General features: G+C 40.7%; 24 protein-coding genes. 21 read left to right on the top strand and 3 right to left on the bottom strand.

Features of this window, described 5'->3' with window-relative positions; translation table 11 throughout:
- Positions 1-9 precede the first annotated feature (9 nt).
- Positions 10-522, top strand: a complete 513-nt coding sequence (locus ACG59Z_RS04815; protein ID WP_004698777.1) for a gluconokinase — start codon at positions 10-12, stop codon at positions 520-522.
- 144 nt (positions 523-666) lie between these two features.
- Positions 667-2,295 (top strand): NADP-dependent glyceraldehyde-3-phosphate dehydrogenase, encoded by a 1,629-nt coding sequence (locus ACG59Z_RS04810; protein WP_274785914.1) that lies wholly within the window; start codon positions 667-669, stop codon positions 2,293-2,295.
- Positions 2,296-2,412: 117 nt separating this feature from the next.
- On the opposite strand, the gene ACG59Z_RS04805 is transcribed toward ACG59Z_RS04810, so the two are convergent.
- Positions 2,413-3,678 (bottom strand): glutamate-5-semialdehyde dehydrogenase, encoded by a 1,266-nt coding sequence (locus ACG59Z_RS04805; protein WP_039250396.1) that lies wholly within the window; start codon positions 3,676-3,678, stop codon positions 2,413-2,415.
- A 299-nt stretch (positions 3,679-3,977) separates the two neighbouring features.
- Here ACG59Z_RS04805 and ACG59Z_RS04800 point away from each other — a divergent pair, with 299 nt between their 5' ends.
- Complete coding sequence (locus ACG59Z_RS04800) at positions 3,978-5,291, top strand: alpha/beta fold hydrolase (protein WP_400198130.1); 1,314 nt, start codon at positions 3,978-3,980, stop codon at positions 5,289-5,291.
- Positions 5,292-5,347: 56 nt separating this feature from the next.
- Here ACG59Z_RS04800 and ACG59Z_RS04795 read toward each other — a convergent pair whose 3' ends face one another.
- Both ACG59Z_RS04795 and nagZ read right to left on the bottom strand, forming a co-directional pair.
- Positions 5,348-6,190 (bottom strand): class I SAM-dependent methyltransferase, encoded by an 843-nt coding sequence (locus ACG59Z_RS04795; protein ID WP_400198128.1) that lies wholly within the window; start codon positions 6,188-6,190, stop codon positions 5,348-5,350.
- Between the two features lie 360 nt (positions 6,191-6,550).
- Entirely contained in the window at positions 6,551-7,570 is a 1,020-nt protein-coding gene (gene nagZ / locus ACG59Z_RS04790; RefSeq protein WP_400198126.1) for a beta-N-acetylhexosaminidase, read from the bottom strand.
- A 192-nt stretch (positions 7,571-7,762) separates the two neighbouring features.
- Here nagZ and ACG59Z_RS04785 point away from each other — a divergent pair, with 192 nt between their 5' ends.
- The 18 genes from ACG59Z_RS04785 to ACG59Z_RS04700 all read left to right on the top strand — a co-directional run bounded on the left by ACG59Z_RS04785 (position 7,763) and on the right by ACG59Z_RS04700 (position 24,326).
- Positions 7,763-9,946, top strand: coding sequence for a carboxy terminal-processing peptidase (locus tag ACG59Z_RS04785; protein WP_400198124.1), 2,184 nt, complete (start codon positions 7,763-7,765; stop codon positions 9,944-9,946).
- Positions 9,947-10,085: 139 nt separating this feature from the next.
- Positions 10,086-11,384, top strand: coding sequence for a glycosyltransferase family 4 protein (locus tag ACG59Z_RS04780; protein WP_396480565.1), 1,299 nt, complete (start codon positions 10,086-10,088; stop codon positions 11,382-11,384).
- A 24-nt stretch (positions 11,385-11,408) separates the two neighbouring features.
- Positions 11,409-11,960, top strand: coding sequence for a phosphatase PAP2 family protein (locus ACG59Z_RS04775; protein WP_151682917.1), 552 nt, complete (start codon positions 11,409-11,411; stop codon positions 11,958-11,960).
- A 99-nt stretch (positions 11,961-12,059) separates the two neighbouring features.
- Positions 12,060-12,260 carry a Fe-S cluster assembly protein IscX gene (iscX, locus tag ACG59Z_RS04770; RefSeq protein WP_004698764.1) on the top strand — a complete coding sequence of 67 codons (201 nt, stop codon included), beginning with the start codon at positions 12,060-12,062 and terminating at the stop codon, positions 12,258-12,260.
- A gap of 113 nt (positions 12,261-12,373) precedes the next feature.
- Positions 12,374-12,805 carry a nucleoside-diphosphate kinase gene (ndk, locus tag ACG59Z_RS04765; RefSeq protein ID WP_000963851.1) on the top strand — a complete coding sequence of 144 codons (432 nt, stop codon included), beginning with the start codon at positions 12,374-12,376 and terminating at the stop codon, positions 12,803-12,805.
- A gap of 122 nt (positions 12,806-12,927) precedes the next feature.
- On the top strand, positions 12,928-14,160 hold the full coding sequence (gene rlmN, locus ACG59Z_RS04760) for a 23S rRNA (adenine(2503)-C(2))-methyltransferase RlmN (protein WP_151682915.1): 1,233 nt from the start codon (positions 12,928-12,930) through the stop codon (positions 14,158-14,160).
- Positions 14,161-14,175: 15 nt separating this feature from the next.
- Entirely contained in the window at positions 14,176-14,976 is an 801-nt protein-coding gene (gene pilW, locus ACG59Z_RS04755; RefSeq protein ID WP_400198119.1) for a type IV pilus biogenesis/stability protein PilW, read from the top strand.
- Positions 14,967-15,758: a helix-turn-helix domain-containing protein gene (locus ACG59Z_RS04750; protein ID WP_400198118.1), complete on the top strand. Its 792-nt coding sequence runs from the start codon at positions 14,967-14,969 to the stop codon at positions 15,756-15,758. The genes pilW and ACG59Z_RS04750 overlap by 10 nt, the downstream gene beginning before the upstream one ends.
- Before the next feature lie 21 nt (positions 15,759-15,779).
- Positions 15,780-16,895, top strand: a complete 1,116-nt coding sequence (ispG, locus tag ACG59Z_RS04745) for a flavodoxin-dependent (E)-4-hydroxy-3-methylbut-2-enyl-diphosphate synthase (protein ID WP_000572095.1) — start codon at positions 15,780-15,782, stop codon at positions 16,893-16,895.
- Positions 16,892-18,184: a histidine--tRNA ligase gene (hisS, locus tag ACG59Z_RS04740; RefSeq protein WP_400198114.1), complete on the top strand. Its 1,293-nt coding sequence runs from the start codon at positions 16,892-16,894 to the stop codon at positions 18,182-18,184. The genes ispG and hisS overlap by 4 nt, the downstream gene beginning before the upstream one ends.
- A gap of 28 nt (positions 18,185-18,212) precedes the next feature.
- Positions 18,213-18,911, top strand: a complete 699-nt coding sequence (locus tag ACG59Z_RS04735; protein WP_400198112.1) for a YfgM family protein — start codon at positions 18,213-18,215, stop codon at positions 18,909-18,911.
- Positions 18,911-20,056 (top strand): outer membrane protein assembly factor BamB, encoded by a 1,146-nt coding sequence (gene bamB / locus ACG59Z_RS04730; RefSeq protein ID WP_343568611.1) that lies wholly within the window; start codon positions 18,911-18,913, stop codon positions 20,054-20,056. The genes ACG59Z_RS04735 and bamB overlap by 1 nt, the downstream gene beginning before the upstream one ends.
- A 188-nt stretch (positions 20,057-20,244) precedes the next feature.
- Positions 20,245-21,654 (top strand): ribosome biogenesis GTPase Der, encoded by a 1,410-nt coding sequence (gene der, locus ACG59Z_RS04725; protein WP_400198110.1) that lies wholly within the window; start codon positions 20,245-20,247, stop codon positions 21,652-21,654.
- Between the two features lie 196 nt (positions 21,655-21,850).
- On the top strand, positions 21,851-22,465 hold the full coding sequence (locus ACG59Z_RS04720) for a beta-ketoacyl synthase chain length factor (RefSeq protein ID WP_114270788.1): 615 nt from the start codon (positions 21,851-21,853) through the stop codon (positions 22,463-22,465).
- Entirely contained in the window at positions 22,450-23,253 is an 804-nt protein-coding gene (locus ACG59Z_RS04715; RefSeq protein WP_077162756.1) for a 1-acyl-sn-glycerol-3-phosphate acyltransferase, read from the top strand. Before ACG59Z_RS04720 ends, ACG59Z_RS04715 begins: the two co-directional genes overlap by 16 nt.
- A 1-nt stretch (position 23,254) precedes the next feature.
- Positions 23,255-23,515 carry a phosphopantetheine-binding protein gene (locus ACG59Z_RS04710; RefSeq protein WP_039250423.1) on the top strand — a complete coding sequence of 87 codons (261 nt, stop codon included), beginning with the start codon at positions 23,255-23,257 and terminating at the stop codon, positions 23,513-23,515.
- A 5-nt stretch (positions 23,516-23,520) separates the two neighbouring features.
- On the top strand, positions 23,521-23,775 hold the full coding sequence (locus tag ACG59Z_RS04705; protein WP_170318151.1) for an acyl carrier protein: 255 nt from the start codon (positions 23,521-23,523) through the stop codon (positions 23,773-23,775).
- Entirely contained in the window at positions 23,772-24,326 is a 555-nt protein-coding gene (locus ACG59Z_RS04700; RefSeq protein ID WP_400198103.1) for a septation protein IspZ, read from the top strand. Before ACG59Z_RS04705 ends, ACG59Z_RS04700 begins: the two co-directional genes overlap by 4 nt.
- Positions 24,327-24,335: the final 9 nt, after the last annotated feature.

Here is a 24,335-nt window from a genome sequence, read left to right as displayed (position 1 = left end):
GAGTAATCCATGATTGTGATTGCAATGGGTGTCTGTGGAACAGGTAAAACCCTAATCGGTGAGTTGTTATCAGAGCGTTTGGCTTGTGAGTTCCTCGATGGCGATACGCTTCATTCGGCTGCAAATAAAAGCAAGATGAGCCAAGGTATTCCTTTAACTGATGAAGACCGTTTGCCGTGGTTACAAGCCATTCGTCAGGCGATTGAAACAAAACAAAGAGATGGTGAAACAGCTGTATTTACATGCTCATCTTTAAAGCGGATGTATCGCGATATTTTAAGAGGGCAGGACCAGAATATTAAATTTATATACTTAAAAGGTTCTTATGAGCTGTTGCAGCAACGTCTTGCTGAGCGAGCAGGCCATTTCTTTGACCCATCATTGCTACAAACTCAGCTAGATACATTAGAGGAACCTGATGTGAATGAAGCAATTGCTATTGATATTGCGCTCACACCAGAACAGATCATTGAACAAGTCATCCAGAAGTTAGGGGTGACTGATAGTGTGTGTCGAGGATAACCTCATTTAAAACTCACATCTTGATGGCTCTATAGCCTGAGGCCCAAGCAAGGTGAATACCGGTAACAGTACTGGTATTCACACAAACTAGACCTGTTCATAACAGGCTAGGTTTAAATTTATAAATAATTGGAGATAAGAATAATGAGCCATTCAAATAATTTACAACATAAATTTCCCCCAGTAGATAGTATTCCTGACAGCGTACGTCTGCCATCTCAGATTCATCAGCGTATCTCGTTAGTGGATGGTGAGTTGAAGTTATGGGCTGGTTCAACCAAGAAGACATTCTCTCCAATCTGGATTCAGCAACCTGACGGTAGCTTGCAGCAAGTTGAGCTTGGTAGTTATCCAGTCATGGGTGAGAAAGAAAGTGACGAAGCGTTAGAAGCTGCAGTACGTGCCTACAATAATGGTCGTGGTGAATGGCCAATGATGAAAGTTGGTGAGCGCATTGCTTGTATGCAGAATTTTATTCAGCGTATGGTGGAACAGCGAGACCTCATTGTTAAACTGATCATGTGGGAAATTGGTAAGAGCTTGGCGGACTCAGAAAAAGAGTTCGACCGTACTGTCACCTATATGCGTCAAACGATTGATGCCCTGAAAGATCTGGATAATGCCAACTCCCGCTTTGTGATTGCTGAAGGTACGATTGGTCAAATCCGTCGTACTCCATTAGGTGTCGTGTTGTGTATGGGACCGTACAACTACCCGCTGAACGAAACCTTTGCTACCTTGATTCCGGCCATGCTGATGGGTAATACCATCATTTTTAAACCACCTCAATTTGGTACCTTATTGTTTGAACCATTGTTGGAAGCATTCCGTGATTCATTTCCAAAAGGTGTGATCAATACCATTTATGCACCAGGTTCATTGGTGGTGCCGCATCTGTTGGCATCTGGAAAAATTAATGTATTGGCATTGATTGGTTCTAGTAAAGTGGCCGATCACTTGAAAAAACAACATCCTAAATCTCACCGTCTGCGTGCGATTCTGGGATTAGATGCAAAGAACGCAGCCATTATTCTGCCAGATGCTGATTTGGATTTGACGGTGAAAGAGTGCCTGTTGGGGGCATTGTCTTTTAATGGTCAGCGTTGTACTGCGCTTAAAATGCTGATGGTACATCGGTCAATAGCTGACGAATTTGTTAAGCGTTTAACGGCTGAGCTGGCTAAACTAAAAGTGGGTATGCCTTGGGAAAAGGGTGTATTTATTACTCCGTTGCCAGGCATGCATCGTACAACCTATATGACTGAAGTCATTGAAGATGCCGTGGCAAAAGGAGCTAAAGTCGTTAATCCGGAAGGTGGTGAGTTCTGCAAAACCATGTTCTATCCCGCTGTAGTTTATCCAGTGACAGAGGGTATGAGACTGTATCGCGAAGAACAGTTTGGTCCAGTGGTGCCTGTCTCTGTTTATGATGACATTGAAACTGTGCTGGAATATGTTACGACTTCTGATCATGGTCAGCAGGTGAGTATTTTTGGTAGCGACCCCGAGCAAATTGGTCATTTAGTCGATACACTTGTACATCAAGTTTGTCGTGTAAATATCAATTGTCAGTGTCAACGTGGTCCAGATGTATTCCCATTCGGTGGCCGTAAAGATTCTGCGGAAGGTACACTGTCTGTGCATGATGCGTTACGTGCATTTTCTATCCGCGCTATGATTGCTGCTAAACAGACCGATGATAGCAAAGGTATGCTGGCTTCTATGGTGTCTGAGCACTATTCGAAATTTGTGAATACCGACTTTATTTTCTAATTGATATACGATTAAAAAAACCAGCTTTTGGGCTGGTTTTTTTATAGTTGCTAATAATTTAAATAATAAAAAAACGCCTGAAATTGATCAGGCGTTTTTTTTGCAAGAATGGCTTGATTATTGACGAATTTGACCGTCACCTAACACAATCCATTTTTGAGAAGTTAAGCCTTCTAAACCAACTGGACCACGTGCATGAATTTTATCTGTTGAGATACCAATTTCAGCACCTAAGCCATATTCAAAGCCATCAGCGAAACGAGTTGAAGCATTAATCACGACTGAACTCGAATCTACACGAGCCAAGAACTGACGAGCCAAAGTATAGTTTTCAGTCACAATGGCATCGGTGTGATGTGAACCATACTTATTGATATGGTCAATTGCTTCATCAATACCACTAACCACTTTAACAGCAAGAATTGGTCCTAAATATTCGGTATACCAATCTTCTTCTGTCGCAGGTTTTACAGAAGCGCCTAAAATACGACGTGTTTCTGGACAGCCACGGAGTTCGACTTGTTTTTCAGCATAAAGTTCAGCAATACGTGGTAAGAAAACGTCTGCAATTTTTTCATCAACAAGCAGTGTTTCCATCGCATTACAAACACCGTAACGATGTGTTTTGGCATTCAATGTAATTGGTAATGCTTTTTGTAAGTCGGCTTGAGCTTCTACAAACACATGACAGTTACCATCAAGATGCTTAATGACAGGAATGCGAGCTTCATTGGTTACACGTTCAATTAGGCTTTTACCACCACGTGGAACAATTACATCTACGTATTCAGCCATGGTAATGAGGTGACCAACCGCTGCACGGTCAGAGGTTTCAATCACTTGTACTGAATGCTCAGGTAAACCAGCAACTTTTAAACCATGTTTAATCGCTTCTGCGATCGCTTTATTCGACTCAAGTGCTTCTGAACCACCACGTAAAATAATGGCATTACCTGATTTAATCGCTAAAGATGCAGCTTCAAGGGTAACGTTTGGACGTGATTCGTAAATCATACCAACGACACCTAAAGGCACACGCATTTTTCCAATTTGAATACCTGTGGGGCGATATGCAAGATCCGTAATTTCCCCAATTGGATCGACAAGCGCGATCACATCTTTTAAACCTTGCAACATCCCTTTAAAGCGTGCGGGCGTAAGCTCAAGACGATCAAGTAAGGCGCTATCAAGCTTGTTGTTACGGCCTTTTTCCATGTCGAGTTGATTCGCCGCCAAGATTGCTGCCTGATTATTTTCTAAAGCAGTATAAATAGCAGAGAGTGCATGATTTTTAAGCGAAGTTGAAGCACTTGTTAAAACGCGTGAAGCCTCACGTGCTTGTTGCCCAACTTTTTGCATGTATTGTTCAATTGAATCTTGCATAGCAGTTTTTAATCATTTACCAATGACTACGATAGTAGCAGTCAAATGCGGAACAATGAATGGCTTTTTTTCAAAAATGTGACCGCTATAAAAAAACATTTAAATATTTTGAAAACTATTAGCGGCTTAAACAAGATGAGCGGTCATTTCAGCGATTGCGTATATTTCAGACAATTGTTTAGAATGGACTTGTGCAATACAAACTAATACAAATTTTAAAGATTTGTGCATAAAAGATTACATGTTCAAGAAGGAACTCTTGCAGCATAAAAAAATTACAGCAAGGAGGAAGCAAGGATATGAATTCCATTATTCAAATGGATTCGGAGATAAACCAAGCTTATGCCGGTTTTGGGTTTTTCGATATCTACCATAGAGATAGTTTTAAACAGCCAGCTCGTACCACATGGATTGACGGCTGGAAAATTGAATACATGGCGATTGCAGATCCAAAAACCATTCACAAAACACCAATCGTGATTGTTGGCGGCGCTTTTCAAAATTTTAACTCTTATAAATATTGTGTTGAGCAACTGTTTGAAAGTGGTCCGGTCATTCTAATTGACTTGCCATCAATGGGCGCAAATCAACAAATTACCAATCGGGATACTGGAATTTCTGCTGGAACATTAGAACTACCTGATTTATCAGAAATGTTAGGTCGCTGGTTAGATATTGTTGGAATTCAAAAAGTTTCTGTAATGGGAATGTCGTTGGGTTCAGTTGTTGCTTCTTGTTTTGCTTATCACCGTCCAGACCTGATGGATCGCATGATTTTGATGGGTGTTATGCAAAAGACCCGTAAAAGCTGGCGAATGATTTTGGAAGAATCGCTCAAACTCATGCAAGAAAACCGTATGGAAGAGTTTGGGCAAGCGGTCATTTTATATTTGGTCAATCATGCCAAGTTAGATAAAACCCGTATGTCACCTACAGCTAAAAAATTATTTTTTAGGCAAATGGCTGAGTTTACGGGTACCGAGCGTGAACGTTATGACATTAACTGTAATCGACTTTTGCGTTTAACAGATGTGCCGATTCCAAAGTGTAAAACACTGGTTGCAGCAGGGCAGTATGACAGTTTTACTCTGCCTCATGAAAATGCCAATTTTGCTTTGCAATGTCCAGATATGGAATTTGCACTAATTGCAAACGCAGATCATGTACCACAGCTCCAGCGTCGTAAAGAAACCATGAGTTTGTTCACTTCATTTTTAAAAGGTGAATCTATCCAAAATTTGGATGGCATTATTCCAATGACGCGCGAACAAATGCAAAGTATGGAGCGCCGAGGTGAGGAACGGATTCCAGTTCTCCAGCCTAAAACGAAACTGAGCCACCGTGAATGTAAAACAGAATTGCCAGTGACGATTGTGGACGTGACTTTCTTTGGGATGTACTTGAAGTTCGATGATGTGACACAGCTCGACTTTGTAAATGAACACCCACGGGATCTGGCTCTGCATTTAGAAGATGAGGAAGGCCCTTTCTCAATTGAATGTTTAATCTTTGAAGCTACTGAACAAGGAATCCGTGCTTTATTTAAGCATGGCAGTTTTGAGCTTGCTGATCGTTTAAGTCGTTTTATTGTCCGTCAAAAACAAACTGCTTAATTAGGTTTTTATAAATGGAAGCTCGTTTATTTCGAGCTTCCATTTTTTTATATTTATTATTTTGTTTGGGCATGAATGGTCCAAACTAAGCCACCTAAATGTTCTTCACTTCTCTCTTTAGAAACTTGTCCAAAGAATATTTGTGGTTGCTCAACACTCACCTGACTAAATCCTGCATCTTTAAAAAAGTCTTTCACCTCAAGTGGCGTTTTAAAATGAAAACTAAAAGAGCTGCGAGACATTAATTTCAGTAATTTACTGCTGTTCCAGATAATACTGGCGAGTTTATTTTTAACGGGTTCAGGGTAAAGGTCGGTTAAGTAATGGAACTTTTTAAAAGAAGCACCATAGTGGGCAATCGATTGGATCAGTTGTTTTAATAAGTCTTTATCAAAATAGTTAATTAAACCTTCACTAATCACAACCAGTGGGCGGTTAGGATTAAACACTTCAAACGCTTGTGCAAAGGCTTCGGTAAATAAATCGACTGATAAAACCTCAGGGGCATTTTTTTCAATTTGTTGTAGGGCATTTTGTTTGGTTTGTGCCATATCGGGTAAATCAAGCTCTCGATAGGTAATCGAAGGGTAATGCTGTCTAAACCACCAGCCGCGTGGTGATAAACCACAGGCAATTTCAAGCACCTGTAAATCAGGATTTTCTTGAATCAACTTCTCTAAATTATGATCAAGCATGGTATGGCGCTGTTTAAGCGTCGTGCGCATGCTGCCACCCACATATTTCTCTGCCCAAGACTCTAATGGGTGAACTAAATATGCCAGTGATTTGCCTTTACTGGTAGCAAGTGCTTCGTGTGAGATCCCCATTTGATACCAGATATAACCCGTATAGTGGGCTGTAAAAGAGATGTGGCGGTGTTTTGAAAGGTGTTGTGTCATTCGTCCTGAACTCGATTTATTGTTTTTCTGTGATCTTCATTGCCTAAGCGCTATAAGATCTTGAATTGAAATTACGTCATTTAAGTTGATTAATACATCACGGCGGAGTTTTGCTATTTTAAATGTTTCATATCGGGATTAACCTTCGGTTCGACCTACCTTGCGAAACGATGTTTCTCATTTGGCAAAAGTAGGCAAAACCTGAGGTACGAATAGCAAAGATTAATTATCTTTGCCGTACCGTAAAACGAAAGCTATGCTTTAGTAAATGCTACGCACTTCGTTTGTCTTGCGCAATGCGAAAGCGCTAACGCTTTTGCATTGCTCAGGTTGCAGATGACGCTTCTACGTATTCATAATTTAGATCGAATTTTTAAACTCTTCAATGGCTGTTTTGACAGCTTGCCATTCATTTCCAAGCGATAAAGTTTCACCAATCTGAATTTGTGGAATTTGGCCACGCATGCGTTCAAGGCGTTCTTGGTTTGGTAGCTCTAAGTTTGCAATACCTTCAAGTGCTGTACATGCTGCACTACGGTCATTGCATACCAGCCCCATATCGCAGCCAGCTGCCAGAGCGGCCTGAATACGTGCATCTGCGCCACCAGCTACACAAGCAGCTTGCATGCTTAAATCATCAGAGAAAAGTACACCATTAAACTTCAAACGGTTGCGTAGAACTTCTTTAATCCAGAACGGTGAGAAACCTGCCGGATTTGGGTCAACCTGATCATAAATCACATGTGCAGGCATGAGTGCATCAAGCTCAGGCATAAGCTTAATGAAGCTTTGCATGTCATGGTTATAAATTTCGTCATAACTGCGGCTATCAATTGCAGCAGCAACATGAGAGTCTGCTTTTACTGAACCGTGACCAGGGAAGTGCTTACCGGTATTTGCCATTCCAGCTTTTTTCATACCGCGCATAAATGCGCCAGCAAGTGGGGCAATATCCTCAATGTTTTTAGAGAAGCCACGGTCACCAATCACATCACTAATTGCATTAAGGTCTAAAACTGGTGCAAAACTAAAATCGATCCCCACAGCCAAGACTTCAGTTGCCATTAACCAACCACACTGTTCAGCCAGTTCAAGCGCCTTTTGTGGTTGGGTGATATAGAGTTCGCCAAAGCGGCCCATCGCTGGCAATAGCGTAAAGCCAGATTTTAAACGTTGAACTCGACCACCTTCTTGATCGACAGCAATCAAAATATCTGGGCGAACTTGGCGCATATGGTCGGTTAAAGCACGGACTTGTTGTGGTGATTCAATATTTCGTGCAAATAAAATCATGCCACCGACTTGCGGAGCTTGTAATAGTTCAATATCTTCTTTAGTAAGTTCTGTGCCGGCAATGTCCAGCATCAACGCGCCAATCATATTGGTTCCATTTGAATTTTGATTGAAAAACAATAAGCGAATTTTGCAATGATTTGCTACATTTTGTCAGTACAGAATATGATAAAACTACACGGTATAAACAATTTAGTTGGTTAAGATGTTGAATCTGCTTAGTTCATATCGAAAACAGAGCGTGTAAGATACGAACACCCAAGGAAGTATTAAGAATTTATGAAACTTCAAACTATAGCTTGTGCAGTAGCAATCGCGACTGGCGGTTTATTCTTCTCTCATACGATGAACGAAGCAAGAGCAGCAACCAATACAGCTGCTGTTTCTCAATCGATCCAGCCAACGCAAGAGCAGGCCTTGGTGGCTCGTCAACTGGCAACTTTAGTTGATCGCCAACATTATTTAAATATGCGTCTGGATGCGAATACATCTAACCGTATTCTTGATATGTATTTAGACAGTCTTGATCCAGACCATTCATTATTTTTAGACGCTGAAGTTCAAAATTATAAAAAACTCTATGGTTCAAATTTTGGTGCTTCATTAAAAGCGGGGAACTTAACTGGATCGTTTGCAATTCACCAGCAATATCGTGAACGCTTAAAACAATTTTACGAGTTCATGTTGGCTGAGTTGAAACAACAACAGAACTTAAAGCAACCAAATAGCTATATAGAAGTAGATCGCGAAAAAGCACCGTATTTTAAAACAACGGCTGAGCAGCAAAATCACTGGCGTAAAATGCTGGTTTCACAGTTAATTAATTTAACCATTAGCCGTGAAGAAGAGCAGGCAAAACAAAAGGCACTGAAAGAAAACCCGTCACTTGCTGATGGTCAAGACTTAAAAGGTCCAGAAGATTTAACGCCAGCTCAAACTTTGACTAAGCGTTATACACGTCAGCTTGAAAGAATTAGTCGTGTAAAAAGCGATGATGTTTTAGATAAAACATTAAATGCAATGTTAGCGACTTATGATCCACACAGTAACTATTATCCGCCAATTGATGCGATTGAATTGAATCGCCAAACGACTTTGCAGCTTGAAGGGATTGGGGTATCAATTCGTCCAGAGCGTGGCAATGAAGATTACACCAAGATTGAAACCATTGTAGAAGGTGGTCCTGCAAGTAAGTCTGGCCAAGTGAAATCGGGAGATCGAATCGTTGGAGTCGCTCAAGAGGGCGGTAAAATGATCGATGTGGTGGGTTGGTCAAGTTCGGAAATTGTTGGGCTTATCCGTGGTAAACGTGGCACTAAAGTAACTCTGAAACTTCTTGGTGCTGGTGCATCAATGAGTCAGGCACGTAATGTGACTTTAGTACGTGACGTTATTCAAGAAGAAGACGCAGGTGTTCGCTCACGTACAGTTGAAGTGACACGCGATGGTAAAAAGCATGTATTAGGTGTGATTGAAATTCCGTCATTCTATTTTGACTATCGTTCACGTCGCGCTGGTCAGCAATATCGTTCAGTTTCTGAAGATACTGCAAATGCTTTTGAGGCATTAAAAGCGAAGAAAGTAGAAGGTATCATTATTGACTTGCGTAATGACCCAGGTGGTTCATTAGAAGAAGTTGCACGTATGCTTGGACAAGTGATTAAGTCAGGTCCTGTTGTGCAAATTCGTGATGGCAACGGCAATGTCAGTGTATTTGAAGACAACGATGGCGGTCAGCAAATCTATACAGGTCCTCTCGCTGTATTGGTGAACTTGGCATCTGCTTCAGCAAGTGAGATTTACTCTGCGGCAATTCAAGACTATGAACGTGGCATTATCATTGGTAGTACAACTACAGGTAAAGGTACAGCTCAGGTCCAACTTGATACTTTGGCGTACGGCCAAGCGACCTTAACTCAGCGTAAATTCTACCGTGTTACAGGTGGTAGTACGCAAAACAAAGGTGTAGTGCCAGATATTAAGCTTGTCGATATCTATAACGAAGAGTTTGGTGAGCGTAAATCGAAGAACGCATTAAAGTGGGATACCATTCCTACCGCACCATTTAAGCGTGAAGGTTCTGTTCAACCATATGTTGCGAAGTTGTCTCAATTCTCTGAACAACGTGTTGCTGTCGATCCTCAGTTTAAATATTTAAATAAACGTACGGCAATCGCGAAGGTTACGAGTGACCAGAAACAGGTTGTGCTTGATATTGATAAGCGCCGTGCTGAGCTTTTGAGTTTGGAAAAGCAAACTTTAGATGCTGAAAATGAACGTCGTGCAGCAACAGGTCAAAAGCCTTTTGCAAACTGGGAAAGCTATCAAGCTTCATTAGATGCGTTAGCTGAATCTCGTGCCAAAATGAAAGCTAACCAACGTCCTGCGTTGCCAGAAGAAGAAACATTTGTGAATGAAGCAGCAAATGTACTTATGGACTATGCAAAATTGCAAAACCGTTAAGTTCTTTTGTCTGTTTTACGAAAAAGCACGCTGTTCTCAGCGTGCTTTTTTAATTTTTTATGTCAGTAAACTGTCATGCATTTATCATCAAAGTGTCAAGAAAGCTGCTTAATCTTTAAGCATGAAAATAAATACATTGATGGATGGCGCTATGCAAGGCTCATACGCGACAGCACTATTAAAACAACAGCAACTCCCTGAAAGCTTCCAATTCTATTTTAAACAAAAACAGCAGTTGTCTAATACTCAGGAATTGCACCAACTCCACGGGTTGGTTCGTCCTCGTTTAAAAATTGCGATTGTGACAGAGACATGGCCGCCAGAAATTAATGGCGTAGCACTCTCACTATTACAGTTATGTCAAGGTTTGCAAAAACAAGGGCATAAAATTCTACTGGTTCGACCTGAACAAAAAGCCAAGTGTCATGATTTTTTGCCAGAGCAAGAATGTCTGGTCATGTCACAAGCGATTCCGAAATATCCAACGCTGCAATTTGGCTGGCCTCAATATTTAAAAGTTTCAAAAGCTTTTGAAAAATTTATGCCAGATGTTGTGCACATTGTGACGGAAGGGCCGCTGGGCTTAACTGCTATGCAAGCTGCAAAAGCAAAAGACATTCCTGTTTCTAGTGGCTTTCATTCACCATTTCAAGATTTTAGTCGATTCTTTGATTTGGCTTTTTTAGTTAAGCCAATTCAAAAATATCTTTGCTGGTTTCATAACAACACGCAAGTGACCTGTGTTCCGAGTAAAGATACAGAAGAAGCTTTACGTGGTTTTGGTATTACCTGTCCACTTATTGTGGTTGGACGAGGTGTCGATACTACGCGCTTTTCGCCAAAGCATCGCTCAGAAAGCCTACGCCAGCAATGGGGTGTCGATGCCGATACTCGTGTCATGCTGTATGTAGGGCGTTTATCACCAGAAAAAGAAGTGCAATTGATTGTTGAAAGTTATGCAGCCATGCAAAACATGCAGCAACATAAAACTAAACTGGTTGTGGTGGGAGATGGCCCGGATCTTGCTCGATTAAAAGCATTACCTGAAGCGAGAAACGTCATTTTTACCGGTAGTTTGCGTGGACAAGATTTGGCGGCTGCCTATGCAAGCGCAGATGTATTTGTATTTGCGAGTCAAGTTGAAACGTTTGGTAACGTAGTTTTAGAGGCAATGGCGAGCGGTTTGCCGGTTATCGCGTATGATTATGCATGTGCACATCAATATTTAGTCCATAACGTAAGTGGTTGGTTAAGTCCACTTGGGCAGAAAAACCATTTTATACAACAAATTTATCAACTCCCTTCAGTACAACAACTTAGAGAAATGGGCATACAAGCCTGTCATAAAGTACAGCAAAGCGGTTGGCAACTTCCGGTACAACAATTAGAACAGGCATTTTATCAGGTGGTGAAGGAATCCTCGGTGGACTTCACCTAAGTATCCTAAAATAGGAGAACGACCATGAAATTAAAGAATGCAAAAATAAAAATACTCGATCTTGATTTGAGAGGCTGTTTATATCTCAATCATTTTTCTCACTCACAACGTGTGGCTTTATTCTTCAAAATTATTAGCCGTGCGGGCGATGGGCCATTTTGGTACCTCATGCTGGCAATTGTATGGGGAATGCATGGCATTACCTACAGTTTGCAAATTATCTATTTGTTAATTGGCGGCTCAATAGGAACGGCAATTTATAAATTTTTAAAACATAAAACGACGCGTCCACGCCCATACCAAGTCCATCAAGTAATTGTGCTTGGTGAAAGACCACTCGATCACTTTAGTTTTCCATCTGGTCATACGTTACACGCAGTGATGGTGACAATTGTGTTGGGGTATATCCAACCTGTGTTATTAGCCGCTATGTTACCTTTCATGGTGCTGGTTGCGTTGTCTCGTATGGTACTGGGGCTTCACTACCCAAGTGATGTGATTGTGGGTGCGCTTATTGGTGCGGCAGTAGCAAGTCTGATTATTTTTGTCGCGCCATTATTGGGCATTGCTTTATAACGAACAGTAATTTTTATCAGCTTAAGCTATCGATTAGGTTTGTGGATTTGCTAAAGTACACAGTTCGTGATTTAGCAGATTAAACAGATAGGAGCCGCTATGGGCTTACGTTGGACAGATACGATTGATATTGCCATTGAATTGTCAGAAGCACATCCAGAAGTTGATCCGCAATGGATCCGTTTTACCGATTTACATGCATGGGTATGTGCATTACCAGACTTCAGTGATGACCCAAATAAATCAACCGAAGGATTGCTAGAAGGTATCCAAATGGCCTGGATAGACGAAGTTCGCTAAAAACAGTAGAAAAAATCGCAACTTTTACACATTCAAAGCTGATTATTGCCTATGACATCGGTATAATGCTGCAAATTTTTTAAAGTTTAAATCTTAAAATAAAGGAGCCACTCATGGCTATTGAACGTACTTTGTCTATCGTAAAGCCTGATGCTGTGTCTAAAAACCACATCGGTGAAATTTTTGCTCGTTTCGAAAAAGCGGGTTTAAAAATTGTTGCGACTAAAATGAAACACCTTTCTCAAGCTGATGCTGAAGGTTTCTATGCAGAGCACAAAGAACGCGGTTTCTTTGGTGACTTAGTTGCATTCATGACTTCTGGTCCAGTTGTAGTATCTGTTCTTGAAGGCGAAAACGCAGTTCTTGCTCACCGTGAAATTTTAGGTGCTACAAACCCTAAAGAAGCGGCTCCTGGTACTATCCGTGCTGATTTCGCTGTAAGCATCGACGAAAACGCTGCTCACGGTTCTGACTCAGTTGCTTCTGCAGAGCGTGAAATTGCTTACTTCTTTGCTGACAACGAGATCTGCCCACGCACTCGTTAATCGAAAGCATTCAAACCAGATAAGTGGTATACTACTTATCTGGTTTTTTTATTCTCTCAAGAGCATATTGTCTGATTCTTGAACAATATCTTCTGTTTTTGACATGGTTTAGGTAAATACACATGAGTTCTGCAGTGGTCGTTTCATCTGAAAATCTTGATGGACAGCAGCAATCTTCGTCCACGCCAGCATCGCCTGCTGCCGAAAAAGTGAATTTACTCGGCATGTCACGCGCGCAATTAGAAAAATTCTTTGAAGATATTGGTGAGAAAAAGTTTCGTGCCGGACAGGTCATGAAATGGATTCATCAGTACTTTGTTACTGATTTTGCTGAAATGACGAATATTTCAGGCAAGTTGCGTGCAAAACTTGAACAAATTTGTGAGATTAAAGCTCCTGAGGTTGTTCACCGTCATTATTCAAAAGATGGCACACGTAAATGGGTGTTCCGTGTAGGTGAGGGTGCAGGTTCGTTAGTTGAAACTGTATTAATTCCTGCCGAAGATAAAACTGGACTACGTAAGACGCTTTGTATTTCCTCTCAAGTGGGCTGCGCATTGGACTGCTCATTTTGTTCAACAGGTAAGCAAGGTTTCCAGCGTGATTTAACGCCAGATGAAATTATTGGGCAACTTTGGATGGCAAACTATTCTTATATGGAAGAAGTGCCTGTTGCTGAACGTGAGCGTTCAGTGACCAATGTCGTGATGATGGGTATGGGTGAGCCATTGCTCAACTATGACGCCGTATTAAGCTCAATGCACATTATGCTTGATGACTTTGCTTATGGTATGTCAAAACGTCGTGTGACTTTATCAACGTCAGGTGTTGTACCAAAAATTGACCAACTTGCGAAAGATATTGATGTCGCTTTGGCAATTTCTTTACATGCGCCAAACGATGAACTACGTAATGAATTAGTGCCTATTAATAAAAAATATCCATTGGCTCAATTGATTGCAGCATGTCAGCGTTATATTGCCAAAGATGGTAATGAAAGTGCGCGTAAACATGTGACTATCGAATATGTCATGTTGGAAGGTGTGAATGACCAACCTGAACATGCACAGCAAATGATTAAATTATTAAAAAATTTACCAAGTAAAATTAACTTGATTCCGTTTAATCCGTTCCCGCACGCGCCATATGGTCGCTCAAGTCGAAATCGCATTATCTCGTTCCAAAAAACTTTGTCTGATGCCGGATTTGTGTGTACGATTCGTCAAACACGTGGTGATGATATTGACGCTGCATGTGGACAGTTAGTGGGCCAAGTAGCTGATAGAACCCGCCGTGCTGAACAATGGCAGAAAAAAGTTACACAGCGTCAAGAGATTTTACGTACACAAGGATAAAGTTGAGGGAAGACTTTGAGTACTCCGAAGTTAAAGATCATGTTATGTATGGGGGTTGCAGTTGCATTTCTGGCAAGTGGTTGTCAGACTTCGCCAACACTAAAAAAGGACCCGGAAAAAGCAGTGAAGGTGCGTACGCAGCTTGCTGCAGAATACATTCGTTCTGGTGACTTGGATTCTGCAAAGCGTTCCCTTGATCAAGCCTTAAGTGTCGATAGTCGTGATGCAACGGCAAATATGATGATGGGTATTTTATTGCAACAAGAAGGCAGTAAACCCAATTTAGGAAAAGCAGAACATTATTTTAAACGTGCAATTTCTTCTGAGCCAGATAATGCTCAGGCACGTAATAATTATGGTACGTACTTGTACCAAATGGAGCGTTATAATGATGCCGTCGAGCAATTCCGTATTGCTGGTGCAACATTAGGGTATGATCAACGCTATCAAGCCTTAGAAAATCTTGGGCGGATTTATTTAAAATTGGGTGATATTGCGAGTGCTGAAAAAACATTCAAACAAGCACTCCTTGCTAACCGCGACTCTTACATTTCAATGTTAGAGTTAGCAGAAATTTTTTATTTGCAGCAGCAGATTCCGGCTGCTACACAAATGTATGAACAATATGTTCGTACAGTGGGGCAGAAAAATCAGGGTGCTCGCGCACTTTGGATTGGTTTAAGAGTGGCTCGAGCCAATGCGGATAAAATGGGAATGCAAGTTTTAGTAAACCAGTTACGTGCTTTATTCCCGGAAAGTCCAGAATATCAACGTTATTTGCAATTACAGTATAGTACTGAGGCCGTATGGAAATAAATCCTAATTCACAGCAGCCAACTGGCTCAAGCTTACCGACTTCTGCTTTAGGAAATATTCAACGTCCTGGTGAGTATTTACGTCAAATTCGTGTTTCTCAGAAAAAAGAATTAGAGCAAGTATCTTCAGATTTAAATATGCCGCTTAAAACGCTCAGTGCGTTAGAGCAAGACGATTATAAATCTTTGCCAGAAGCAACTTTTATTAAAGGTTATTATCGTTCTTATGCAAAATATTTAAATGCTGATGCAACTGCAATTATTCAGCGTTTTGATGAGATTTATGCAAACGATACAGGCCTTTTGCCAAATCATGCTTTAAACAACTCACCAATTAAAATCATGGGTAAATTACCGGGTTCTAATAGTGATCGTAACAAGAAGTGGTTAAAGCGTGCATTGCTTGCGATTTTGATTATTGCTGTCGTGTCATTGATTGTGATGGGTGTCCAAAAATGGACTTCAAACAAAGAAGAAGCTGAGGCGCCAAAAGCAAATCAGTCTGATGTTGAAGTTTTACCTATGAAAGGAAATGCCTCTGCAACAGCGGGTGATCAATTGGTGTTAAACTTTAACCGTCCAACTTCTGTTCATATTGTAGATGCAACAGGGAAGGTTTTAGCTACGGGTCGTCAGGCATCGACTTTAACCTTAAATGGTGAGTCTCCATTCCAGATTCGTCTTGATGACGCAACAGCTGTGTCATTAAGCTTAAACCAAGAACAGATTTCATTGTCTCCATATACGGTAAACGGTAAAGCTGAATTCCGTTTATCCCGCTAATACCATGAGTTGAGCGATACAATGATAGAGAACCCAATTAAACGTCGACCAACACGTAAAATTCGTGTTGGTTCGGTCTATGTCGGCGGCGATGCACCTATCAGCGTGCAAAGTATGACAAATACCGAAACTTGCGATGTCGATGCAACAGTTGCTCAGATTGAACGTTGTGTTGATGCAGGTGCAGATATTATGCGAGTTTCAGTTCCTTCTATGGAAGCAGCTGAAGCTTTTGGTGCGATCCGTAAACGTGTTTCAGTTCCACTAGTGGCTGATATTCACTTTGACCATAGAATTGCTTTAGCAGTTGCAGACTATGGTGCAGACTGTTTGCGTATTAACCCAGGTAATATCGGTTCAGACCAGAAAGTTCGTGAAGTTGTTGCTGCTGCACGTCATCATGGCATTTCTATGCGTATTGGTGTGAATGCGGGTTCTCTAGAAAAAGATTTACAGAAAAAATATGGCGAGCCTACAGGGCAGGCGCTGCTTGAGTCGGCTTTACGTCATATTGATATTTTAGACCGTCTAGATTTCCATGAGTTTAAAGTCAGCGTAAAAGCATCAAATGTGTTTTTAACCATGGATGCTTATCGTTTGCTTTCACAACAAATTGATAATCCATTGCACTTGGGTGTAACCGAGGCTGGTATTTACCGTACAGGTACTGTGAAATCAGCGATTGCTCTTGGCGGTTTATTGATGGAAGGCATTGGCGATACCATGCGTATTTCGCTTGCTGCTGAACCTGAAGATGAAATCAAGATCGGTTTTGATATCTTAAAATCGCTTGGTCTACGCTCTAACGGTATTAACTTTATTGCTTGCCCAAGTTGTTCTCGCCAAGAATTTAACGTGATTCAGGTGATGCAAGCTTTAGAAGAGCGTTTAGAAGATATACGTACACCAATGGACGTTTCAGTTATTGGTTGTAAGGTAAATGGCCCAGGTGAAGCAAAAGAAGCAGATATCGGGGTTGTTGGGGCAGCGCCTCGTTCATTGGTTTATCGCAATGGTGAGAAAAGCCATTTAATTGATACCAATCAATTGGTTGATGAAATCGAAACTATGGTTCGTCAACGTGTTCAAGAGCTTGAAGAAGCTAAATCTAAAGAAATTATTCGTAGTTCATCATGAGTTCAATTGTCGCAATCAAAGGTTTTAATGACGTTTTACCAACGCAAACAGCAGCGTGGAGACGTCTCGAGCAGCATTTAGCATCGTTAATGGATGCTTATGGTTACCAACAAATTCGTTTGCCGATCGTTGAACAAACGGGACTGTTTAAACGTGCTATTGGTGATGCAACCGATATCGTTGAAAAAGAAATGTATACATTCTTCGATAAAGGAAACCCACCTGAATCATTAACTTTGCGTCCAGAAGGGACTGCGGGTTGTGTACGTGCGTTGGTTGAACATAACTTATTGCGTGGCGCTACGCCGCGTGTGTGGTATATGGGACCTATGTTCCGTTATGAAAAACCACAAAAGGGCCGTTATCGCCAGTTCCATCAGTTCGGTGTAGAAACTTTTGGTGTAGCGACTCCTGATATCGATGCAGAATTGATTCTTTTGACAGCTCGTTTGTGGAAACGTATGGGCGTTGATCATATGGTTCAGCTTGAGTTGAATACTTTAGGTGAAACAGATGAGCGTACAGAATACCGTAATGCTTTAGTTGCGTTCTTAAATGAACATAAAGATGCTTTGGATGAAGATTCACAGCGTCGTTTAACGACAAATCCATTACGTATTTTAGATTCTAAAATTGAATCGACCCAGAAAATTTTGGAAAATGCGCCGAAATTACATGACTTCTTAAAAGAAGACAGCCTAAGCCACTTCCAACAATTACAAGACTATTTGACTGCTGCAGGCGTTAAATTTGTAATTAACCAAAAATTGGTACGTGGTCTAGATTACTACAATAAAACTGTTTTTGAGTGGACAACGACAGCACTAGGTTCGCAAGGTACAGTATGTGCAGGCGGACGCTATGATGGTCTAGTTGGCCAATTAAAAGGTAAGGCTGATCAGTCTGTACCTGCTGTTGGTTTTGCAATGGGGATGGAGCGTTTATTGCTTCTACTTGAGCAAGTTGAACAAGCTGAAATTGTACGCGATTGTGAAGTTTTCTTGGTTGCAGAGCCTGCTTATCAAGCTAAAGCATTGGTTTTGGCAGAGCAATTACGTGATGAGTTAGAAGCTGCTAATAGCAATGTTCGCATTAAAACGGGTTCACAGGGCAGCATGAAGAGTCAGATGAAAAAAGCTGATCAGGCTGGGGCCGTTTACGCCATGATTTTGGGTGAACGTGAATGGGAAGCACAGCAGCTTGCTATCAAAGAGTTAGCAACAGCTGAGCAGTCTCAAGTTGCATTGGCTGAACTCGTACCATTCTTAATTGAAAAATTTACAAAATAAACTGAAACATCTGGAAAAGGACAATCACATGAGCTTAAGTGATGAAGAACAATTCGACAGCTTAAAGTCGTTCGCCAAAAAATATGGTTCTGCCATGATTAGCGGGATTCTCATTGCATTGATTGCCTTTTTCGGGTGGGAATATTGGCAAAAAAGAAATATTGCAACGAGTCAGACAGAAACTGCAAAAGTACAGCAGTTGATGGATGAGGCAAATGCAACAGCCGATAATCCAAATGCTTTAGCTTCAATCACAGCTTCAGCAGATAAACTTGTAAAAGATGATATTGATTCAGTTCAGGCGATACAAACTCAATTTGTATTGGCAAAGCTTGCATATGAAAAACAAGATTATGCTGCTGCTGAAAAAGCTTTGAAAAAAGTTGAAAACTCAAAAGTAAAAGATGAAGGACTGATTCAGGTTGTAAAATTGCGTTTAGCAGATGCACAATTAGCGCAAAACAAATATGATGAAGCTCTAAAAACCTTATCTGGTAATGTCGATCCGGCATTTAAAGCAACAGTAGAAGAGTTACGTGGTGATATCTTTGTTGCGAAGAAAGATATTAATTCTGCTAAAAAAGCGTATCAAGCTGCATGGGATTCGTTACTGGAACGTAAACAAGAGCGACAAATTTTACAAATTAAACTCGAAAGTGTTGGCGTTTTAGTTGAAGATCCACAGATTGAGCGCCCAATTTTGGAAACACAGGTGGAAGAGTCTTAATGAATCAGAAATTCAAACTGCCTTTGGCAATTGCAATCGCATCAGCTGTACTGGTGGGATGTTCTAGCAACAAAGTAAAAGAAGCAAAACCAAATCCACTACCGAAATTGACTGAGTCGAAAAAGTCTCTAGTACCGGTGTTTTCGCGCAGTGTTTCTTCTACGAATAAGGCAGATCCATTACGTTTACAACTTGATGCTAATGACGGTGTTGTTTTTACACTTGACCCTAAAGGCGAAGTAGCTGCATATCGCGGTAAACAACGTCTGTGGGAGAAAAAAGTAAGTAAATTGGGCTTAAGCTCTGGTGTTGAAGCTGCTGAAGGTATTGTTGTTGTGGGTAACAGCAAAGGTCAGTTATTTGCTTTAGATCAAGCTACAGGTGAACAAAAATGGACTGCACAATTATCTGGTGCATTATTAAGTCCTTCTTTAGTTCAATCTGGACGTGTGATTACAATTGCAAACGACGGTACTGTATTTGCACATGATGCATCATCAGGACAACAAGTTTGGGCATACAAATTGCCAAACGTTCAGTTCAGTTTGCGCGGTCAACCATCACCAGTCAGTCTTGATCCACGTACTGTTTTAATTGCTTCTGCAAATGCGTATGTGTATGCAATTGATACGATTAGTGGTATTCCACGTTTCCAACGTCGTGTTGCGGTAAGTGAAGGTCGTTCTGATATTCAACGTCTAATCGATATTGATGGTGACCCGGTTGTTGCAGGCCAGCTAATGGTTACAACCAGCTTCCAAGGTCAAGTCACAGTGACTGATTTGGCTTCTCAACGCGTAGTTTGGAGTGAAGATTCAAGCAGCACCAAGCGTCCAGAAGTTTATGACAATAAAGTATTTGTTTCATCAACTGATGGTAAGTTGACTGCTTATGATTTATCTACAGGCGAAAAGCTTTGGGAAAATGAAAGTCTCTTAAATCGTCATTTAAGTAACCCTGTTGTGTTGGGATCGGACCTTATTGTTGGCGATTTAGATGGTGTTTTACACCTGATCGACCCAGCAACAGGTAAATTGGTAGGTCGTTCTAAAACAAGTGGTGAGGTCAATACATTACGTGTTATTGAGAATCAGCTCTACGTTTCGACCCGAAAAGGCGATTTAAGTATTTGGCAGAATCGTTAATTTTGTTCGCTTGTGCTAAAATAGCCGCTTAACAAATTACGCTGTTAAAAAATATCGGGGTGTTTGAATTAAATCAGTTCAAAGCCCCGTCTTTTATTATGGTCATATCTGACCTTAAAATATATCTCCTGTACTGTTTCTAATGCTCATGCCATGAGATATGGCTGGTCTTGAATTAAGGTTATTGTATGAAACCCGTTATTGCGCTCATTGGTCGTCCGAATGTCGGAAAATCAACGTTATTTAACCAGATTACCAAGAGTCGTGATGCACTTGTAGCCGACTTCGCGGGTCTGACTCGTGACCGTAAATATGGTGATGCGACTTATCAAAATAAGTCTTTCATTGTTGTTGATACTGGCGGTATCGGTGAAAGTGAAGGCGGTATCGATAACTACATGGCCGAGCAGTCAAAAACAGCCATCAACGAAGCAGATATTATTATTTTTGTAGTTGATGCACGTGCCGGTTTGTTAGCTTCTGATGAGCAAATTGCTCGTGAACTCCGCACTTTAGGCAAGAAAATTTATCTTGTTGCGAACAAGGTAGATGGCGTACATGCTGAAGCTGCTTTAGTTGAGTTTTATAAACTTGGTATGGGCGAACCCTTACAGGTTGCAGCGAGCCATGGTCGCGGCGTACAGCAAATGCTTGAAGATGTACTTGCGGAAGTTCCAGAAGATGAAAATCCGGAAGAGCATGACAAAGATATTGGCTTGCGTTTAGCCATTATTGGCCGTCCGAACGTAGGTAAATCAACGCTAGTAAACCGCTTACTTGGTGAAGACCGTGTAGTGGCATTTGACCAACCAGGTACAACTCGTGACTCTATTTATATTCCGTTTGAGCGTGAAGGCCGTAAATACACCTTAATTGATACAGCGGGTGTGCGTCGTAAAGGTAAAGTTGATGAAATGATTGAGAAATTCTCAATTGTGAAAACTTTACAAGCAATGAAAGATGCACACGTTGTGGTTGTTGTGGTCGATGCGCGTGAAGGTATTGTTGAGCAAGACTTACATTTAATTGGCTATGCACTTGAAGCTGGTCGTGCCATGGTAATCGCCATTAACAAATGGGATAACATGAGCGAGTACGACCGTAAACAATGTAAGCTTGACGTTGAACGTCGTTTTGACTTCATTCCTTGGGCGAAAATTCATTTAATTTCTGCACTGCATGGAACAGGGGTAGGTGATTTATATCCTTCTATCCACCGTGCTTATGAGTCTGCAAACTTAAAAGTTTCACCAGCGAAATTAACTCAAATTTTGAGTGATGCGACAGAAGCTCATCAACCACCAATGATTAGTGGTCGCCGTATTAAAATGCGTTATGCGCATATGGGCGGACAGAACCCACCGACTATTGTGATTCACGGTAACAAGGTTGATAAGACACCTGCGGACTACCGCCGTTACTTAGAGAACGTGTTCCGTAAAGTGTATAAACTTGAAGGTACGCCAGTTCGTATTGACTTTAAAACTTCTGAAAACCCGTTTGAAGGTCGTAAGAGTCAAGTTGATGAACGTACAGCTGCGCGCCGCCGTCGTTATATTCAGAAATTCAAAAAAGCGGAAAAGAAATTTAATCGTTAATCTGTATTCATGTAAAAAAGCCCAAAGTCTTCTTTGGGCTTTTTTTACAAAGAATTAAGATAGAACAAAGATTTATGAAAAAGTGTGATTGATAAACGTAATTTTTTGTAAATTTCATAACGAATGCTATAATCCATTTTTTTATAAAATAATCTATATTCCGAAAGAATAATGCTGCTTAAGGTTCTTTTTTAGCATGGTAACATTACATCTTGCCCAGTTAACGCTTACACATGCCCAACCTTCCTACGCGGCACTTGAGTGTATTCCCGCCATGCAAAGAAGGCGTCTGTCACCCTTGGCTAAATTAGCGCTCAATAGTGCAATTAGTACTTTAGATGGACAGCGTGTTGATTATATTGTTTGGGTATCACGTTATGGTGATGAAGCTAAAACATTAGGAATATTACAAGATGTTCTGCAAGGCCAAACACCATCACCTACGCAGTTCTCTACCTCAGTTCACAATGCTATTTCTGGTTTGTATTCTATTTTATGTCAGGATGACACTCCATCTACCAGTCTAAGTTGTTCATGGACAGAAGGATTAATAGAAGCTTACGCTGCATTAAAAGCTTTACCACGTATTCAGCGAGTTTTAGTCGTTGCCTACGATGAACCCTTACCAAACATTTATAGCGAGACTATTGATTTTCCTGCCTATGCAATGGCTGCCTTAGTAAGTTTGGATCAGCCTAATTTACAGTTTACTGAATGGTCACCTACAGATGAATTAGATGGTCTGACATTTTCTCGTTTTTGGCAAAGTGCTGATCTTTCTATGTCTGAATATGGGTGGAAAAAATGCTAAACCTTAAAAAGTTAAAGCAAAAAAGTAATTATTGTTGGCGGGTAGCTGCTACAGGTTTTAGCTTTGCGAGTTTTGGTATAGGGGGTATGGCAATTGCGGCAGTCATTGCACCTGCATTGAAAGTGACCACATCAGATCCGGAAAAACGCCAACAATATGCCCAAAGTATAATTAAGCATAGCTTTAAAGGCTTTACTGAAATGATGGTTAAGCTTGGCATTATGACTTATTCGGTAGAAGGTCTAGAAAAATTAGAAAATAGTCGCCAAGAACTTGTGATTGCCAACCATCCGACTTTGATTGATGTTGTAGTACTAATTGGTATGATGCAGCAAGCTAATTGTGTGGTGAAGGAATCCCTTTGGAGCAATCCATTTACCAAAGGACCAGTACAAAGTGCAGGTTATATTTTAAATGCAGGCTCTAAACAGTTTGTCGAGGATTGTGTTTCTCGGCTAAAAGAGGATAATGCCGCTTCTCTTTTGATCTTTCCGGAAGGTACTCGGACTGAAAAAGGAATGATCCTCAATGAGTTTCAGCGAGGGGCCGCAAATATTGCCATTCGTGCAAATGTGCCAATTCGCCCAGTAGTGATTACATGTGCTCCATCTACATTAACCAAAAATGAAAAATGGTATCACGTACCATCTCGGCCATTTCATATAGAAGTGAAGGTACTAGATGCAGTGTATGTAAAAGATCTATTAGAAGATTTAACGGTAGGACCTAAACAAGTTCGTGAGTTAAGTCGTAGTTTTTACAAAATTTTTGATGAAGAGTTATCTTGAAATGAGCAATCTTGCTGATGAACTAAAGCAAATGATTATTGATGTTTTAGCACTAGAAGATATTACTATTGCCGATATTGATACAGAAGCTCCATTATTTGGAGAAGGTTTAGGATTAGACTCGATTGATGCCCTTGAGTTAGGACTTGCTTTGAAAAAACGTTACAACATCCATTTAAGTGCAGAATCGGATGAGACCAAACAGCACTTTAAATCAGTTCAAAGTTTGGTTGCGTTGGTCGAAGCGCAGCAGCAAGCATAAGGAGTGTGATGATGTTATCTCAAGAACAAGTACTGGCAAAGCTCCGTGAATGGATGGAAGATTTATTTGAAATCGAACCTGAGTCTGTACAGTTAGATTCAAACTTATATTCAGATCTAGATGTAGACAGTATTGATGCAGTTGATTTGGTAGTGAAGATTAAAGAGCTCACAGGTAAACAAGTAAAACCTGAAGACTTTAAAAATGTAAGAACTGTGTTAGATGTAGTGACTGTTATTCAGAATATGACTGCTGAATGAAAATGTTAATTAAAGGGATAATTACAGCACTTTTCGTGCTGTATCCCTTTATTGTGGGCTGGAGTTTATCTCACGGACAATTTGTCTGGGTAAGTGCATTGCTTATTGGGCTAGGTGTTTTACGTTTATTTAGTAAAGGTAATCAGCTTTTATGGCCTTTAACCAGCCTTGCTATTGTTTGTGGTGGCTTAAGCTTACTACTACAGAATCATGCATGGTTAAAGCTGTATCCGGTTGGGATGAGTTTAGGCGCTTTAGGTATTTTTGCATTCACCTTAATAAAACCTCCTTCTATGATTGAGCGTTTTGCTCGGTTGATTGAACCTGATTTACCACCATCAGGTGTTCATTGGACTAGGCAGGTCACTAAGGTCTGGTGTGTTTTCTTTTTATGTAATGCATTAATTGCATTCATTACGGTTTTTTTTACTTCGACTCAAATTTGGGTCATTTATAATGGCTTTATTTCTTATGTGCTGATGGGCATGTTATTCCTTGGCGAATTTATTTTGCGTAAAAGGCATCAGCGTTTACATTCTTCAAATCATTAATTCAAAATT

It is taken from the genome of Acinetobacter sp. ABJ_C1_1 (assembly GCF_044684115.1).
Taxonomy (GTDB): Bacteria; Pseudomonadota; Gammaproteobacteria; order Pseudomonadales; family Moraxellaceae; genus Acinetobacter; species Acinetobacter nosocomialis_A.
The sequence above is the reverse complement of the archived record's forward strand: the minus strand, read 5'-3'. Positions and strand labels throughout refer to the sequence as shown.